The 14,975-nt window shown below is 65.0% G+C and carries 15 protein-coding genes; 7 read left to right on the top strand and 8 right to left on the bottom strand.

Features of this window, described 5'->3' with window-relative positions:
- The 3 genes from IC50_RS11615 to ubiE form a co-directional block, all read right to left on the bottom strand.
- Window positions 1-709 (bottom strand): flavoprotein (locus tag IC50_RS11615; RefSeq protein WP_035704246.1); only part of this gene is annotated, 709 nt, incomplete at its 3' end.
- 57 nt (window positions 710-766) lie between these two features.
- Window positions 767-2,341 carry a 2-polyprenylphenol 6-hydroxylase gene (ubiB, locus tag IC50_RS11620; RefSeq protein WP_035704247.1) on the bottom strand — a complete coding sequence of 525 codons (1,575 nt, stop codon included), beginning with the start codon at window positions 2,339-2,341 and terminating at the stop codon, window positions 767-769.
- Window positions 2,338-3,099, bottom strand: coding sequence for a bifunctional demethylmenaquinone methyltransferase/2-methoxy-6-polyprenyl-1,4-benzoquinol methylase UbiE (ubiE, locus tag IC50_RS11625; RefSeq protein WP_035704251.1), 762 nt, complete (start codon window positions 3,097-3,099; stop codon window positions 2,338-2,340). Before ubiE ends, ubiB begins: the two co-directional genes overlap by 4 nt.
- 81 nt (window positions 3,100-3,180) lie before the next feature.
- Between ubiE and mutM the strand changes: the two genes are divergently transcribed.
- Window positions 3,181-4,086 (top strand): bifunctional DNA-formamidopyrimidine glycosylase/DNA-(apurinic or apyrimidinic site) lyase, encoded by a 906-nt coding sequence (gene mutM, locus IC50_RS11630; protein WP_035704254.1) that lies wholly within the window; start codon window positions 3,181-3,183, stop codon window positions 4,084-4,086.
- Window positions 4,087-4,239: 153 nt separating this feature from the next.
- On the opposite strand, the gene IC50_RS11635 is transcribed toward mutM, so the two are convergent.
- The gene (locus tag IC50_RS11635) at window positions 4,240-4,983 is read right to left on the bottom strand and encodes a ParA family protein (RefSeq protein ID WP_035704255.1); all 744 of its coding nucleotides are present in this window, start codon (window positions 4,981-4,983) and stop codon (window positions 4,240-4,242) included.
- 238 nt (window positions 4,984-5,221) lie between these two features.
- Between IC50_RS11635 and ggt the strand changes: the two genes are divergently transcribed.
- Window positions 5,222-6,901: a gamma-glutamyltransferase gene (ggt, locus tag IC50_RS11640; RefSeq protein WP_035704257.1), complete on the top strand. Its 1,680-nt coding sequence runs from the start codon at window positions 5,222-5,224 to the stop codon at window positions 6,899-6,901.
- 6 nt (window positions 6,902-6,907) lie between these two features.
- Here ggt and IC50_RS11645 read toward each other — a convergent pair whose 3' ends face one another.
- Window positions 6,908-7,339: a hypothetical protein gene (locus IC50_RS11645; protein ID WP_157460956.1), complete on the bottom strand. Its 432-nt coding sequence runs from the start codon at window positions 7,337-7,339 to the stop codon at window positions 6,908-6,910.
- Window positions 7,340-7,421: 82 nt separating this feature from the next.
- Window positions 7,422-8,780: a peptidoglycan-binding protein gene (locus tag IC50_RS11650; RefSeq protein ID WP_035704311.1), complete on the bottom strand. Its 1,359-nt coding sequence runs from the start codon at window positions 8,778-8,780 to the stop codon at window positions 7,422-7,424.
- A gap of 174 nt (window positions 8,781-8,954) precedes the next feature.
- Here IC50_RS11650 and IC50_RS11655 point away from each other — a divergent pair, with 174 nt between their 5' ends.
- On the top strand, window positions 8,955-9,758 hold the full coding sequence (locus IC50_RS11655; RefSeq protein WP_035704262.1) for a HesA/MoeB/ThiF family protein: 804 nt from the start codon (window positions 8,955-8,957) through the stop codon (window positions 9,756-9,758).
- A 199-nt stretch (window positions 9,759-9,957) separates the two neighbouring features.
- Window positions 9,958-10,233 carry a DUF3303 domain-containing protein gene (locus IC50_RS11660; protein ID WP_035704313.1) on the top strand — a complete coding sequence of 92 codons (276 nt, stop codon included), beginning with the start codon at window positions 9,958-9,960 and terminating at the stop codon, window positions 10,231-10,233.
- 67 nt (window positions 10,234-10,300) lie between these two features.
- Here the strand turns inward: IC50_RS11660 and IC50_RS11665 are convergent, their stop codons facing one another.
- Entirely contained in the window at window positions 10,301-11,302 is a 1,002-nt protein-coding gene (locus tag IC50_RS11665; RefSeq protein ID WP_035704264.1) for a 2-hydroxyacid dehydrogenase, read from the bottom strand.
- 327 nt (window positions 11,303-11,629) lie between these two features.
- Here IC50_RS11665 and IC50_RS11670 point away from each other — a divergent pair, with 327 nt between their 5' ends.
- Window positions 11,630-12,160 (top strand): SH3 domain-containing protein, encoded by a 531-nt coding sequence (locus tag IC50_RS11670; RefSeq protein WP_035704266.1) that lies wholly within the window; start codon window positions 11,630-11,632, stop codon window positions 12,158-12,160.
- 154 nt (window positions 12,161-12,314) lie between these two features.
- Here IC50_RS11670 and irrA read toward each other — a convergent pair whose 3' ends face one another.
- Window positions 12,315-12,806 carry an iron response transcriptional regulator IrrA gene (gene irrA, locus IC50_RS11675; RefSeq protein ID WP_035704267.1) on the bottom strand — a complete coding sequence of 164 codons (492 nt, stop codon included), beginning with the start codon at window positions 12,804-12,806 and terminating at the stop codon, window positions 12,315-12,317.
- A gap of 353 nt (window positions 12,807-13,159) precedes the next feature.
- Between irrA and fabA the strand changes: the two genes are divergently transcribed.
- Window positions 13,160-13,681, top strand: coding sequence for a 3-hydroxyacyl-[acyl-carrier-protein] dehydratase FabA (fabA, locus tag IC50_RS11680; protein ID WP_035704269.1), 522 nt, complete (start codon window positions 13,160-13,162; stop codon window positions 13,679-13,681).
- A 39-nt stretch (window positions 13,682-13,720) separates the two neighbouring features.
- Window positions 13,721-14,944 carry a beta-ketoacyl-ACP synthase I gene (gene fabB / locus IC50_RS11685; RefSeq protein ID WP_035704271.1) on the top strand — a complete coding sequence of 408 codons (1,224 nt, stop codon included), beginning with the start codon at window positions 13,721-13,723 and terminating at the stop codon, window positions 14,942-14,944.
- The last annotated feature ends 31 nt before the right edge of the window (window positions 14,945-14,975 follow it).

Here is a 14,975-nt window from a genome sequence, read left to right on the forward strand (position 1 = left end):
CGATGGCTTCCGACATGCGGCCGACACCGGCTTCACCCGCTTCGGCCATCTCGCCCGAATTCGGACCGATCAGCACCGCGCCTTCGCGCTGGAGCAGTGCGACGTTGCGGCGCGTCGCTGCGTTGTTCCACATCAGCGGGTTCATCGCCGGCGCCAGCAGCACCTTGCGATTGGTCGCGAGCAGGATGGCGCTGGCGAGGTCGTCGGCGTGGCCGTTCGCCATCTTGGCCATCAGGTCGGCGGTCGCCGGCGCCACCACGATCAGGTCGCAGTCGCGCGCCAGGCGAATATGGCCGGCGTCGAACTCGCTCTGCGGGTCGAACAGGTCGGTGTAGACGCGCTCATGGGAGAGCGCGCTGACCGCCAGCGGCGTGACGAATTGCTGTGCCGCCTTGGTCAGCACGCAGCGGACCTCAATGCGGCGCTCCTTCAGCCTGCGGATCAGGTCGAGTGATTTGTAGGCCGCGATGCCGCCGCCGATGATCAGGGTGACGCTGGCTTCGGGGAGGGCGCCGGTGCGCTGCGGCGTCGGGGCGGCGGATGACGCCGGCGGCACCGCAAACGGTGTCAGCGGCTCCTCGCGGCCCTCGATCAGCTCCCGCAGGATGACCCGGACTTCTTCCTCGACCGATCTGCGATTTCTGGCCGAGCGCAGCCGCAAATAGGTTTTGACGGCGTCGTCGAGCTTGCGGATGGTCAGGCTTGCCATGACGCCCCTCCAGCACGGAATGATAGCGATGCTATCATCCGCGTGATTGCAGTGCAATCATAGATTCCGGACAGCGATCAGGATGCCAATGAAGGTCGCGGCGATGATCCAGAGCGCCACGGTGCGCCAGCGGTTCTTGCGGCCCTCGCTGCGGCCCATCGCGGCGATGCTCTCCGGCGACAGTCTTATGCCGTCCCGGGTCATGGTCTCGAGCTGCTCCAGCACCTTCACCGAACGCTCGGCGATCTCCGGCAGACGCATCAGCACGCGCGCGATGTCGCCGGTCCCGGCGAGCGCGCCCTGCACCCGGCCGATCGGGCCGAGATTGCGCTCGATCCATTCGCGCACCACGGGGTCGGCGATCTTCCAGATGTCGAGCTTGGGATCGAAGCCGCGCGCCACGCCCTCGACCACCACCATGGTCTTCTGCAGCAGGATCAGCTCGGGCCGGGTGGTCATGTCGAACAGGCCGGTGACCTCGAGCAGCAGCGTCAGCAGCCGCGCCATCGAGATCTCCTCGGCGGTGCGGTTGTGAATCGGCTCGCCGATGGCGCGGATGGCCTGTGCAAAATTCTCGACCGAGTGATGCGCGGGCACATAGCCCGCCTCGAAATGCACCTCGGCAACGCGGCGATAGTCGCGGGTGATGAAGCCGAGCAGGATTTCGGCGAGGAAGCGCCGTTCCTTCATCCCGAGCCGGCCCATGATGCCGAAATCGACAGCGACGAGGCGGCCGGCATCATCGAGGAACAGGTTGCCCGGGTGCATGTCGGCATGGAAGAAGCCGTCGCGCAGCGCGTGCCGCAAGAAACTCTGGATCACCTTGCGGCCGAGATCGGGCAGGTCGACCTGCGCCTCTTCCAGCCGCTTGTGGTCGTTCAGCGCGATGCCGTCGATCCACTCCATCGTCAGCACGTTGTGCGTGGTGCGGTCCCAATCGACTTCAGGCACGCGGAAATCAGGATCGTTCTGCGTGTTCTCCGCCATCTCCGACAGCGCGGCGGCCTCCAGCCGCAGGTCCATCTCCATCGCGACCGAGCGCGACATGGTGTTGATGACCTCGATCAGGCGCAGTCGCCGCGCCTCGGCCGAATAGGCCTCGGCCTTGTGCGCGACGTAGAAGAAGTCGGAGAGATCGCGGCGGAAGCGTGCAGCGACGTTCGGCCGCAGCACCTTGATCGCAACCGGCTTCCGAATGCCGTCGCGCAACACCTCGCCGCGATGCACCTGCGCGATCGAGGCGGCCGCGACCGGCGGGCCGAAGCTCACGAAGATGTCCTTCAGTGGCCGTTCCAGCGATGTCGCGATGGCGGCCTCGGCTTCGTCCTGCGGAAACGGCGGCAAGCGGTCCTGCAGGCTTTCGAGGTCGCGCGCCATGATGACGCCGACCACGTCGGGGCGCGTCGCCAAGAATTGTCCGAGCTTGAGATAGGCCGGGCCCATCCGCGTCAGCGCGCGCGATATCCGCGGGCCATGCTTGGTGCCGCGCCGTTCGACGAGGCGCGCCAGCTTCAGCGCGAGCTGCCCCGGGGGCGGCACCAGGCTCGGATCGACCGAGCCGAACACGCCCTCACGCGCAAACACGAACGCAGCGCGGATCAGGCGCGCAATGTGGGTGAAAGCAGAGATCACAAACGCCAGCCCGAATGCAGTGCGACGATGCCGCCGGAGAGTGTCTGCCAGCTGACGCGGGAAAAGCCGGCCTCGCGGATCATGTCGGCGAAGGCGGCAGGCTTCGGAAACCTGCGGATCGATTCGACGAGATATTGGTAGGATTCGGCGTCGCCGGTGACCATGCGACCAAGCGGTGGGATCACCTTGAACGAGAACAGATCATAGAGCCTGTCGAGCCCCGGCATCTCGACCGTGGAGAACTCCAGGCACAGGAAGCGGCTGCCGGGCTTGAGCACGCGATAGGCCTCGCGCAGCGCAAGGTCGATCCGCGGCACGTTGCGAATGCCGAAAGCGATCGTATATGCATCGAAGCTGCGATCGGCGAAGGCGAGCGCTTCGGCATTCCCCTCGACGAAATCGACCTGGGCGTCGAGATGGCGCTTGGCGGCACGCTCGCGGCCGACGGCCAGCATGTCGGAATTGATGTCGCAGACCGTGGCATGGAAGCCGGGGCCGGCCGCCTTGGCGGCGCGGAACGAGATATCGCCGGTGCCGCCGGCAACGTCGAGCAAGGCGAACGGCCGGTCGCTCCTCGGCGGGTCGAGCGCCGTGATCATGATGTCCTTCCAGATCCGGTGCAGGCCGCCGGACATCAGGTCGTTCATCAGATCATAGCGCGACGCTACGCTGTGAAACACATCGTTCACCAGCGTCTGCTTGTCCCCCAGGGGGACGTCTTTGAAGCCAAAATGCGTGGTTTCGCCCGGCCGATCCATTACTCTACTCCGCGAGGCGGACCATAGCCTGCCCGCCGCAATGGCGCTATCACACCGCCCTCATAAGGTGAATGCCTGACCATGCCTGAATTGCCCGAAGTCGAGACCGTCCGCCGCGGCCTTCAGCCCGTCATGGAGGGTGCGAAAATCCTCAATGCTGAGGCCCGCCGGCCGGACTTGCGCTTTCCGTTCCAGCCCGACTTCGTGGCCCGGCTCGAGGGGCAGGTCGTCACCGGCCTCGGCCGCCGTGCAAAATATCTCATGGCCGATCTCGGCTCCGGCGACGTGCTCTTGATGCATCTGGGCATGTCGGGCTCGTTCCGTGTCATCAAGCCGGGCAATGACATTCGGCCTGGCGAGTTTCACTATCCGCGGGCCAAGGATTCCACGCACGACCACGTGCTGTTTCGGATGTCGTCCGGCGCCGACATCGTGTTCAACGATCCGCGCCGCTTCGGTTACATGAAAGTGATCGCGCGCAATGCGCTTGAAGACGAGCCGCTGCTGCGCGGGCTTGGACCCGAGCCGCTCGGCAACGAATTCGACGCCGCGATGCTGGCGCGCTCCTGCGCCGGCAAGACCACCAGCCTGAAGGCCGCGCTGCTCGACCAGCGCGTCGTGGCAGGGCTCGGCAACATCTATGTCTGCGAGGCGCTGCACCGCTCGCATCTGTCGCCGCGTCGGATCGCCGCGACCTTGTCGACGAAGTCCGGACAACGCAAAGGCGTTGCCGGAGGCGAGCCGACCGATCATGCAAAGCGATTGGTCGGTGCGATCCACACCGTGCTGAACGATGCCATCAAGGCCGGCGGCTCCAGCTTGCGCGACCATCGCCAGACCTCGGGTGAGCTCGGATATTTCCAGCACTCGTTCAAGGTCTACGATCGCGAAGGCGAGAAATGTGCCACGCCGCGTTGCGGCGGCACGATCAGGCGCTTCACCCAGAACGGCCGCTCGACCTTCTGGTGCCCGAAATGTCAGAAGTGACGTAGCCCGGATTGCGCTGCGATTCATCCTGGCTACGCGGGGTCATGAAAGCGCGAAGCGAAGCAATCAGACCGGGCTGGTGGCCGGATTGCTTCGTCGCCGGGGCCCTTCCGGATGGTGAAGGGCCGACTGCCGTCCGAGCGATTGTCCCGCTCAGGACGCCAGAGTCGTGGCCTCGTCTGCCGCAAGATCGGCGGCGACATGCAGCATGCCGTCCGCAGCCGACATCACCTGGTCGATCAGCACATTGGTCGTGGTGCCAAGCTCGAGACGTTTCTCGATCCAGTGCCAGAGGCCGCGGATCTCGTCTGCCGACTTGCCGTTCGGCGCGAACTCGCTCACCGCAAGGCCGCTCGCGAGCGCGTCCTGGTGATCGTTGCGCATCACGATCAGAGGGCGCGCGAGCGCGTCAGCGAGATCGAGCGAAGCCTCGTCGGCGAGCGCATCCGCGGCATTGTCGATGCGCTGACCGCGGATCGGCGTCTGGTTCAGCACGAAGCTATAGGGCCGCTTCCAGGCGCGCGCGACGCTGAGCGTCGAGACGGTCGCCTCGATATCGGCGACGCTCGGGCGGGCCGGGATCAGGCAGAGATCGGAATGGCGGATCGCGGCGGTGGTCGCCGCGCTGAGGCCGGCCGCGGTGTCGACGATCGCCAGCTGGAGGCCACTGTCGGCCAGCATCTTCAGGCGCGGCTGGATGTCGGCGGCGTGATAGATCGGCTCGACCACGAGATCGTCCGTGGTGCGGCGGCGTTGCCAGTTGGACAGGGTGCCCTGCGGGTCGGTCTCGATCAGGCGAACGGAAAAGCCGGCCTGCTTGGCGGCCAGCGCGAGGCCGATGGCGAGCGTGCTCTTGCCGCTGCCGCCCTTTTGGGTGGCCAGTACGATCGTGTGCATTTGAAAATCAATCCTTTGGAGTGCTTGGGTCAGGAATACGCCACGCGAACGTGCATCCATGGATGCTGAGCTCTTCTCGCTCAGGACGTGCCGGCCCGATCCAAAGGGGGATCGCGGTGGTCCGAATCAACGGTCGTGATGATGGCGGAATAGGGAATGCCAGCTAATCCGTACCATTACTGGACCAGTAGTCGTACGTGTGATGTGGTCGCCGGCGTGAATGAAAAGGGCAGGCGAGATGAGCGGCAACTGGCGCGACCGGACGGCAACCACCTTTGAATGCCAGAAGATGCCGGCGCTCTCCAGCCGCGGCATGGTGGTCAGCAATCACCCCCTGGCCTCCAGCGCCGGCGCCGAGATGCTGGCCGCCGGCGGCAACGCCATCGATGCCGCGATCGCGACCCTGTTCACGCTGACCGTGGTCGAGCCGATGATGGTCGGCATCATCGGCGGCGGCATGGCGCATATCCGGCTGGCCGACGGCAGCCACCGATTCATCGACGGCCAGAGCATCGTGCCCGCTTCCGTGCGCGACACCACCTACACCTCGAAGCCGGGCTCGGCGCATGACGTGTTCGACACCATCGGCAACGAGAATCTCAACGGGCCGAAGGCCGTCGCGGTGCCGGGCTCGCTCAAGGCCTGGTGCGAGACGCTGCACCGGTTCGGCACCATGAGCCTCGCCGACGTGATGCAGCCCGCGATCAAGCATGCCACCCGCGGCTATGCGGCGACACCGTACCTGCACGAGTGCATCAGCGAGAGCGCAGATGAAATGCGCAAGGACGAGCCGATCGCCGCGATCTTCCTGCCTGCCGGTGAGCCGCTGAAGGTCGGCGAGCGCGTGGTGCAGGCCGAATATGCCGAGACGCTGCGCACCATCGCCGATCACGGCGAGAAGGCGCTCTACGAAGGACCGCTCGGCAATATCCTCGTCGACTACATGGAGAAGACCGGGGGTTTCATCCGCCGCAATGATCTCAAGACTTACAAGACGGTCGAGCGGCAGCCGATCCGGGCCGACTATCGCGGCTGGACCATCCTCTGCCCGCCGCCTTCCGCCGCGTCCGGCCTGCATATCGCGCAGATGCTCAACATTCTGGAAGGCTACGACATCGGCGCCCTCGGCTTCGGCACCTCCGACACGATCCACTATCTCGCCGAAGTTCTGAAGATCGCCTTCGCCGATCGCGCCGCGGCCAGCGGTGATCCTGATTATGTCGGCGTGCCCGTTGAGAAGCTGACCTCGAAAGCCTATGCCGAGGAGCGCCGCCGTGCGATCGATCCCGCACGGGCGCAGGCCTGGGGCGCCGGCGTGTCGCAATTCGAGGGCGCGCACACCACGCATATGACGGCGGCCGATAGCTTCGGCAACGTGGTCGCGACGACGCAGACCATCAACAATCTGTTCGGCGCCAAGATCATGATCCCGGGCTTGGGGGCCATCGCCAACAACTACATGAATCTGTTCGATCCGCGTCCGGGCCACGCACTGTCGCTCGCACCTGGCAAGCGCGTGACGACCTCGATGTCCCCGATGATGGCGCTGGATGGCGGCAAGCTGCGCTTTGCGCTGGGGTTACCCGGCGGCAAGCGCATCTTCCCGAGCGCGATGCAAGCGCTGGTCAACCTGATCGACCACGGCATGAGCCTGCAGGAGGCGGTGGAGGCGCCCAGGGTCTGGACCGAGGGCAATGCGCTCGAGGTCGAGCAGGCGGTGCCGGAGAGCGTGCGGGCGAAGCTCGCAGCGCTGGGCCACAAGGTGCAGCCTGTTGCAACGGTCGCCGGCGGCATGAATGGTATCGCCTTCCATGACGACGGCACCATGACCGGCGCTGCCTGCTGGCGCGCCGACGGTACGCCGGTGGGCATTTCGGGCGGCCTTGCGAAGAGCGGGATCAGGTTCAGGCTTGCCTGACGGCTCTCATTTCTGTCCGCCGCGACCCGCGAGGTCCGCGGCGGCGCGCGCAACCAGGTCGGTTGCGCTCGCATTGGTCTGGAGCGATCGTATCTTGACGTCGATCGTGATCAACTTCCATTCGCCTTCCGACATGGCGTAGTCCAGCGCGTAGCTCAGCCGCGAGGGAGTCGTGTCGAAATGGCCGCGCAACAACAGCGCGCCATTGTCGTCGATCCTGGGCTGTTCGGTGGTCACGATCGGCATGCCGGCAATGGCGTCAATGTGATGCCCGGCAAAGCTTGCGAATGCCTGCTTCAGCGTGGCATCCGAGAAGCGTTCGCGAAACGGTCTCGCCATTTTGGCATAGAGGACATTGTAGTTTCCGGTGAGATTGGCGTCGTTGAGCGTCAGCAACGCCACTTTCACCATCACCTCCTCCACTTTCGGCGTCGGCACCGCTGGCGATTCTGCCCAGGCCGAAAAGCTCAGCAGCGCAGTCGCTGCCGCCGCGGAAGGTGAGACGAGACGCCGCAACATGCTACTTGCGCACGCAGATCACGCGCACGACGGCGGCCTTTGCGTCCGTCGACGTGCCGTTCGCCGTGACCCGGTTGGCTTTCAGGAAATCGCGCACGGCATCCGCGGACACCATCACGGCTTGCGAGGCCGGCACCGATGTCGCGGGGCCCGCCAGCATCGCCGGCTTCAACAGCGCAATGCCCGAGAACTTGCCGTCGCCATCGATCGCCGCAGCACCGGAAAACCCGACCGCCGGCGCTGGGGACAGCGCGGAACCGCTGCTCGGGCCCGGCGCCAGCGTCGCCTTGACGATCGACACGCCGCCCGCGCCACCCTGGCTCTGCGGATCGGCGATGCCGACGACATCCACGTTCGTCCTTGCCGCGCCGCCAGCGAGGCTGAACGGTTTCAGGCCGCGTGCGCCGTAGATGTGCAGGAGCGCGAGACCGCGCTCCTTGTCCTCGGCAAGACGGTCGGCATTGCCATGGCCGGCGATCGTGATCGCGAGGCAGCTGTCGGTGACGAGGCGGTCGGCAACGATCGCGCCATCGTCGCTGACGACGACGCCGGAGCCGTATTCGACGGTCTTGCGCGGCGGCGGTCCGGCCTGCGGTCCCGACGGGAACGCATTGAACGCACTCGACATCGCAATCACGACCGGCTCGACCGTGTTCTCGGTCGCCTGGTCGTAGAGGATCGTCATGGTGCGGACCTCGTCGCCCTTGAAGGTGCCGCGGACGTAAAACTTCTTCAGGCCCTGCAAGCCTGACAGCACGAAGAAGTCGGGCTTCACCACGGTGTAGTCGACCTTGCGCCCGGACGGCTCCTTCTCCAGATCGGCGAGCTTCGCCGAGGTCGGGTTCGCCTCCTTGCGGCGGCTGAGCAGCACCTGCACGGTTCGGGTCGGCGAGGTCCATTTCGAGCCGTTGGCGTCGCTCGCCTGCTGCGGCACCAGCTTGCCGGGGATGCCGAGCCGGGCGCCGCTGGTCGGCTCCGTCACGATCTTCCAGCCGACGCTGTCCTGCTTCTTTCGCGCCGTCTCGGCGAGCGCTGCGCGCTCCTGCGGGTTGAGCACGCCGGTCGGCTTGCCGCCCTTGGCCTTCTGGTATTCCTTGATGGCGTTGACCATGCGCTCACTGACGTCGCCAGTGATGGCGCCGTTGTACTGGCCGACCCAGGCGAGGTCGGATTGCAGCGCCAGCCGCTCGGCTTTTGCCATGGCATCCGCCGTCGCCGCCGGCGTCTGCATCGCCGGTGGCTGGATCGGCACGGTCTGGACCGTCTTCGGCTTGCTGCCGGAAATCTGCGGCGTCGTCATCTGGGCGTTCGCAGCCGTGGCAGCCGCACACATCAAGGTTGCCGCAAGCATCGATCTCATGACAAATCCAGCCAGCCCATTGAACGCCAAGCCATTGAAGCACATCTCGTTGGTCGCGAACAATGTTGGGGTGGTTCAGGCCCGCGGCCGAGCCACCATGGTTCGAAACGGCGCTGACGCGCCTCCTCACCATGAGGGGATAGAGCGATGGCTCGGTAGGAGAGACTTAAGACGATGCTGAGCCCGGACGAACTCGAACGCTATGCCCGCCATATCGTGCTGCGCGATGTCGGCGGACCCGGCCAGGCCGCGCTGAAGCGGGCCTCCGTGCTGGTGATCGGCGCCGGCGGCCTCGGCGCGCCCGCGCTGATGTATCTGGCCGCGGCCGGCGTCGGCACGCTCGGCGTGGTCGACGACGACGTGGTGTCGCTGTCCAACCTTCAGCGTCAGGTGATCCACACGACACCCGACATCGGCCGGCACAAGGTCGAGAGCGCCGCCGAACGCATCTCGGCGCTCAATCCGCATGTCCGCTTCGTCGGCCACGCCACCTGGCTCAACGCCGACAATGCGCTCAGCCTGATCGGCGACTACGACCTCGTGCTCGACGGCTCCGACAATTTCTCGACGCGCTATCTCGTCTCCGACGCCTGCTTCTTCGCCAAGCGGCCGTTGATCACGGCGGCGCTCGGCACCTTCGACGGCTCGCTCACCACCATCCGCGCGCATGAGACGAACGAGCAGGGCGAGTTCAATCCGACCTACCGCTGCCTGTTTCCGGAAGCGCCGCCACCGGGAACCGTTCCGGCCTGTGCGGAGGCCGGCGTCATGGGGGCGCTGGCGGGCGTGCTCGGCTCGATGATGGCGCTGGAGGCGATCCGCGAGATCGTCGGCTTCGGCGACGGCCTCGTCGGCCGCCTTCTGATGATCGACGCACGCGCCATGCGCTTCGAGACGCTGCGTTACGCGCGCGATCCCGCCAACCCGCTCAACGGCGATGGGCCTGTGATCGAGGATCTAGGCATCCATCGCGAGTAGGCGCGTGGCACGGCACTGGCGATGACCGAGCGAAGCGACTGCTCCCGTTGCCGGGCGGAAACAGTCGTGCTCGGCGCGTCGCCTATGCCGTCCCCTGATGGGGATCGGGACGGCCCAAATAGACACTTGCAAGTGTCTCTCTTCGTGATTGAATTCGCGGCGCCGCAAGGCAAATCGGATATTTCAGATGGAGATTGCTATGAAGTACATCTCGAGCTGGAAATTGCCGCCGAACTTGATCGACTCTGCAATCGAAAAATTCCTGAAGACAGGGGGAGCACCACCGGACGGCGTGAAGATGCTCGGCCGCTGGCATGGAATGAATGGGACGGGCTTTGCAATTTCGGAGAGCAACGACCCGAAGGCCATGTACCAATGGTATGCCCAATGGGCCAACGTGATGGAGATCACCGTCACTCCATGCGTGGAAGACGCCGAAGCCGGCCCAATCCTGGCCGCCCTGGCGAAGCAGTGACTTGGCTCGGAGCGGCCGCGATACGCCGGCCGCTCCGTTCAGCTCTGCGAGCCCTGCGCGCAGCGCCTCACAGCATGCTCGGCAGCACGCGATCCGGCGGCTTGTGGGCGTCGAGGAAGGTGCGGATGTTGATGATCACCTTCTCGCCCATCTCGACGCGGCCTTCGATCGTGGCCGAGCCCATATGCGGCAGCAACGTCACCTTGCCGGCCTTGGCGAGCCGGACCAGCTTCGGATTGACCGCGGGCTCGTGCTCGTAGACGTCGAGGCCGGCGCCGGCAATCTCGCCGCCTTCGATCAGCTTGATCAGCGTGTCCTCGTCAGTCACCTCGCCGCGCGCGGTGTTGACGATGTAGGCGTCTTTGCGGATCAGCTTCAGCCGCCGCGCCGAGAGCAGATGATAGGTCGCCGGCGTGTGCGGACAGTTCACCGAGATGATGTCCATCCGCGCCAGCATCTGGTCGAGGCTTTCCCAGTAGGTCGCGCCCAGCTCTTCGGCGATGACGGGCGCCACGGGACGGCGGTTGTGATAGTGGATCTGAAGGCCGAAGGCGCGGGCGCGGCGCGCGACCGCCTGGCCGATGCGGCCCATGCCGATGATGCCGAGACGCTTGCCGCCGATGCGGTGGCCGAGCATCCAGGTCGGCGACCAGCCAGCCCAGGGTTTCCCCTCCGTCAGGATCGAGGCGCCTTCGATCATCCGCCTGGGCACCGCGAGGATCAGCGCCATGGTCATATCTGCGGTATCTTCGGTCAGAACCTTCGGCGTATTGGTGACGGTGATGCCGCGGGCATGGGCGGCCGCGACGTCGATATTGTCGACGCCGTTGCCGAAATTGGCGATCAGGCGGAGCTTGCAGTCGGGCTGGTTCACGACATCGGCGCTGATGTGATCGGTCACGGTCGGAACCAGCACTTCGGCGGTGCGCGCGGCCTCCGCGATCTGCTCGGCCGACATCGGTGTGTCCTCGAGATTGATCCGCGCGTCGAACAGCTCGCGCATTCGCGTTTCGATCGAATCCGGCAGCTTGCGCGTCACCACGACGAGGGGCTTTTTCTTCACCGACATGTCCTGCTCTCATGAGGCGTCGCAGGCCGCCTCTGTCGCCAAAGGCCGGTCGTTGAGGCCTCATTAACCCGGTTGTCCGACACTGCCCTTGCCGTGTCCGTCCCCGGCGTTTCCTCCAAGTTCTCCCGACATTTCCGGCCGGAAAATCGGGGCAAACTGGTTGTTCAAGTGCCCGTCCTCTCTAGCAGAAGGCCGGGCCAAGACAAGAACCACGGGTCAAGGCTTCGGGAACACCCGCGTGGGGCGGGAAAGGGGCAGGCGCGGCAGGGGTCTTGGAATTTGGGGTGAGGATCGGGCAAGGCCGGGTCTTCGACAGGAGACGGGTTGATGGCGTTGGGGCGTTTTTGTTCGGTGATGGCGCTCGTTTGCACCTGGTTGAGCGCCTCGGTCGGCCCCTCGCATTCGGCGAAGGACAATACCCCGCAGACCGCCAGCGGCTTGCCGGTGCCGCGCTATGTCAGCCTCAAATCGGATCACGTGAACGTTCGCGCCGGCCCGACCAAGGACAATGACGTCGCCTGGGTCTACACCCGCGCCGGCCTGCCGGTTGAAATCACCGCCGAGTTCGAGAACTGGCGCCGGGTGCGCGATTCCGAAGGCGCCGAGGGCTGGGTCTATCACTCGCTGCTGTCGGGACGCCGCACCGCGGTCGTCACCATGAAGCACAAGGACGACCTCGCCCCGATCTACGATCGGCCCGATTCCGACAGCGCGGTTGCGGCAAAGCTCCAGGCCGGCGTCGTCACGCAGGTCAAGAAGTGCGCCGCAAACTGGTGCCGCGTCATCGGCAACGGTTTTGACGGCTGGATCCAGCAGGAGCGCCTCTGGGGCGTCTACTCGGACGAGCAGGTGAATTGACCCGAAGGGTCATCCCGGAGCGATGCGTAGCATCGAATCCGGGATCTCGAGATTCCGGGTTCGGTGCTGCGCACCGCCCCGGAATGACGGTCAAATAACAATGGCCGGAACAAGCCCGGCCAAGATGACGAATTCAGCAGTTCTATACTGATGCTCAGCGCTTCTTGCGCAGGCGCACGACCATGTCGATGCGCGAGATCTCGTAACCCTCGGGCACCTCCGGCATCTTGGACAGCGCCAGATGCGGATCCTCGATGTCGACCAGCTCGTGGCTGTTCTCGAGGTAGTAGTGATGGTGGGTCGTGACGTTGGTGTCGAAATAGGTCTTGGTGCCGTCGACACTGACCTGGCGGAGCAGGCCGGCATCGGTGAGCTGGTTCAACGTGTTGTAGACGGTCGCCAGCGACACCGGAACCTTGGCAAGCGTCGCCTCCTCGTAGAGCATTTCAGCCGTGAGGTGACGTGCACCCTTGCCGAACAACAGCCAGCCGAGCGCCATGCGCTGGCGCGTCGGACGGAGCCCCGCTGACTGGAGCATTTCATTGACGTCGTGCCACGGGCAGCCGGTCAGGGCCGGCTGGCGGCCGGACAGGAGGGCCGCGGTGTGGGCGTCGTCGTCGGGATGGGACGCGGTATTCTCGCTCATTTCCAGATTTCGGGCACACGTGAACAATATCTCTCTGTAACATAAGAACAGAAAGATGCAGATGCAAGTTTCTCGCAACTAGAGAGGTTCTAATCAGGCTTGGAACTGCGTTGGGAGCGCGTCATTTTACCTTCATGGATGCGCTTTGCCACCCGAAATGGCCTGTGTTAGAGAGCGCGCGGTTCCGCTTAGCCGGTTTTGGCGCAGCCGGGCGAGGAGGCTTGGTTCGCAGTCCATCCGGGGCTTGCGCGAGTCGCGGCCGGCGGTGGCAATTGGCGTTGCTCTCCGAACGAGACGGGGCCCATTTTCGCCAAAAAACGCCGCTCAACCGGAATTTGAACAGAGGCTCGTCAATGCTGAACAGGCGCAACGGTTACGAATACGAAGATCTGCTGGCCTGTGCCCGTGGCGAGATGTTCGGTCCGGGCAATGCCCAGTTGCCGCTGCCGCCGATGCTGATGTTCGATCGCATCACGGAAATCACCGACAATGGCGGTGAGTTCGGCAAGGGTCTCGTGCGCGCCGAGCTCGACGTGAAGCCTGACCTCTGGTTCTTCGGCTGCCACTTCAAGAACGACCCGGTGATGCCCGGCTGCCTTGGCCTGGATGCGCTGTGGCAAATGGTCGGTTTTTACCTCGGCTGGATCGGCGGCGAAGGCCGGGGCCGGGCGCTCGGCCTGAGCGAGCTGAAGTTCGGCGGCCAGGTGCTGCCCGAGGCCCGCAAGGTTGTGTACAACGTCGATATCAAGCGCGTGATGCGGTCAAAGCTCGTGCTCGGTATCGCCGACGGGTGGCTTTCGGTCGATGACCAGATTATCTATCGCGCAAAGGATCTGAAGGTCGGCCTGTTCAAGCAGGGCACGAGCCTGGGCTGAGCGCATCACCAAGAAGACAACGATTGAGGCGAGGCTGTCATGAGGCGGGTTGTGGTCACCGGAATGGGCATCGTCTCGTCCATCGGAAACAACACCCAGGAAGTGCTTGCGAGCCTTCACGAGGCGAAGTCGGGCATTTCGCGGGCTGAGAAATATGCCGAGCTCGGCTTCCGTTCGCAGGTGCAAGGTGAGCCGACGCTCGATCCTTCGACGGTGGTCGACCGCCGCGCGATGCGTTTCCTCGGCCAGGGTGCGGCGTGGAATCACGTCGCGATGGAGCAGGCGATCCAGGACTCCGGCCTGTCGCCTGACGAAGTCTCCAACATCCGTACCGGCATCATCATGGGCTCCGGCGGTCCCTCGGCGCGCACCATCGTCGAAGCCGCCGACATCACCCGCTCCAAGGGACCCAAGCGCGTCGGCCCGTTTGCGGTGCCGAAGGCGATGTCCTCCACCGCCTCCGCGACGCTTGCAACCTGGTTCAAGATCAAGGGCGTGAACTATTCGATCTCCTCGGCCTGCGCGACGTCGAACCATTGCGTCGGCAATGCCTACGAGACCATCCAGATCGGCAAGCAGGACGTCATCTTCGCCGGCGGCTGCGAGGAGCTGGACTGGTCGCTGTCGGTGCTGTTCGACGCCATGGGCGCGATGTCTTCGAAGTACAACGACACGCCGGCCACGGCCTCGCGTCCCTACGACGTCAACCGCGATGGCTTCGTCATCGCCGGCGGCGCCGGCGTGCTGGTGCTGGAAGAGCTCGAGCATGCCAAGGCGCGCGGCGCGCGCATCTATGGCGAGATCGTCGGCTACGGCGCAACCTCGGACGGCTACGACATGGTCGCGCCATCGGGCGAAGGCGCCGAGCGCTGCATGCGCATGGCGATGTCGACGGTGAAGACCAGGGTCGACTACATCAACCCCCACGCGACCTCGACGCCGGCCGGCGATCCGCCGGAAATCGAGGCGATCCGAAAGGTCTTTGGCGTCGGCGAGAAGTGCCCGCCGATCTCGGCGACCAAGGCGCTGACCGGCCACTCGCTGGGCGCCACCGGCGTGCAGGAGGCGATCTATTCGCTGCTGATGATGAACAACGGCTTCATCTGCGAGAGCGCGCACATCCAGGAGCTCGACCCTGTTTTCGCCGACATGCCGATCGTGCGCAAGCGCATCGACAACGTCAGGATCGGCACCGTGCTGTCGAACTCCTTCGGCTTCGGCGGCACCAACGCCACGCTGGTGTTCAGCCGGCTGGATGCGTGATCTCTGACCTTGTCATGCCCCGCGAAGGCGG

This window comes from Bradyrhizobium genomosp. I (2014) (genome assembly GCF_000261685.1).
Taxonomy (GTDB): Bacteria; Pseudomonadota; Alphaproteobacteria; order Rhizobiales; family Xanthobacteraceae; genus Bradyrhizobium.

Bases quoted from the DNA above. Each gene is read 5' to 3' on its own strand.
- ubiE (WP_035704251.1), bottom strand. From the start codon at position 3,099: ATGGATCGGCCGGGCGAAACCACGCATTTTGGCTTCAAAGACGTCCCC.
- fabA (WP_035704269.1), top strand. From the start codon at position 13,160: ATGCTGAACAGGCGCAACGGTTACGAATACGAAGATCTGCTGGCCTGT.
- IC50_RS11635 (WP_035704255.1), bottom strand. From the start codon at position 4,983: ATGCACACGATCGTACTGGCCACCCAAAAGGGCGGCAGCGGCAAGAGC.
- irrA (WP_035704267.1), bottom strand. From the start codon at position 12,806: ATGAGCGAGAATACCGCGTCCCATCCCGACGACGACGCCCACACCGCG.
- IC50_RS11660 (WP_035704313.1), top strand. From the start codon at position 9,958: ATGAAGTACATCTCGAGCTGGAAATTGCCGCCGAACTTGATCGACTCT.
- IC50_RS11670 (WP_035704266.1), top strand. From the start codon at position 11,630: ATGGCGTTGGGGCGTTTTTGTTCGGTGATGGCGCTCGTTTGCACCTGG.
- IC50_RS11650 (WP_035704311.1), bottom strand. From the start codon at position 8,780: ATGAGATCGATGCTTGCGGCAACCTTGATGTGTGCGGCTGCCACGGCT.
- IC50_RS11655 (WP_035704262.1), top strand. From the start codon at position 8,955: ATGCTGAGCCCGGACGAACTCGAACGCTATGCCCGCCATATCGTGCTG.
- mutM (WP_035704254.1), top strand. From the start codon at position 3,181: ATGCCTGAATTGCCCGAAGTCGAGACCGTCCGCCGCGGCCTTCAGCCC.
- IC50_RS11665 (WP_035704264.1), bottom strand. From the start codon at position 11,302: ATGTCGGTGAAGAAAAAGCCCCTCGTCGTGGTGACGCGCAAGCTGCCG.
- ggt (WP_035704257.1), top strand. From the start codon at position 5,222: ATGAGCGGCAACTGGCGCGACCGGACGGCAACCACCTTTGAATGCCAG.
- fabB (WP_035704271.1), top strand. From the start codon at position 13,721: ATGAGGCGGGTTGTGGTCACCGGAATGGGCATCGTCTCGTCCATCGGA.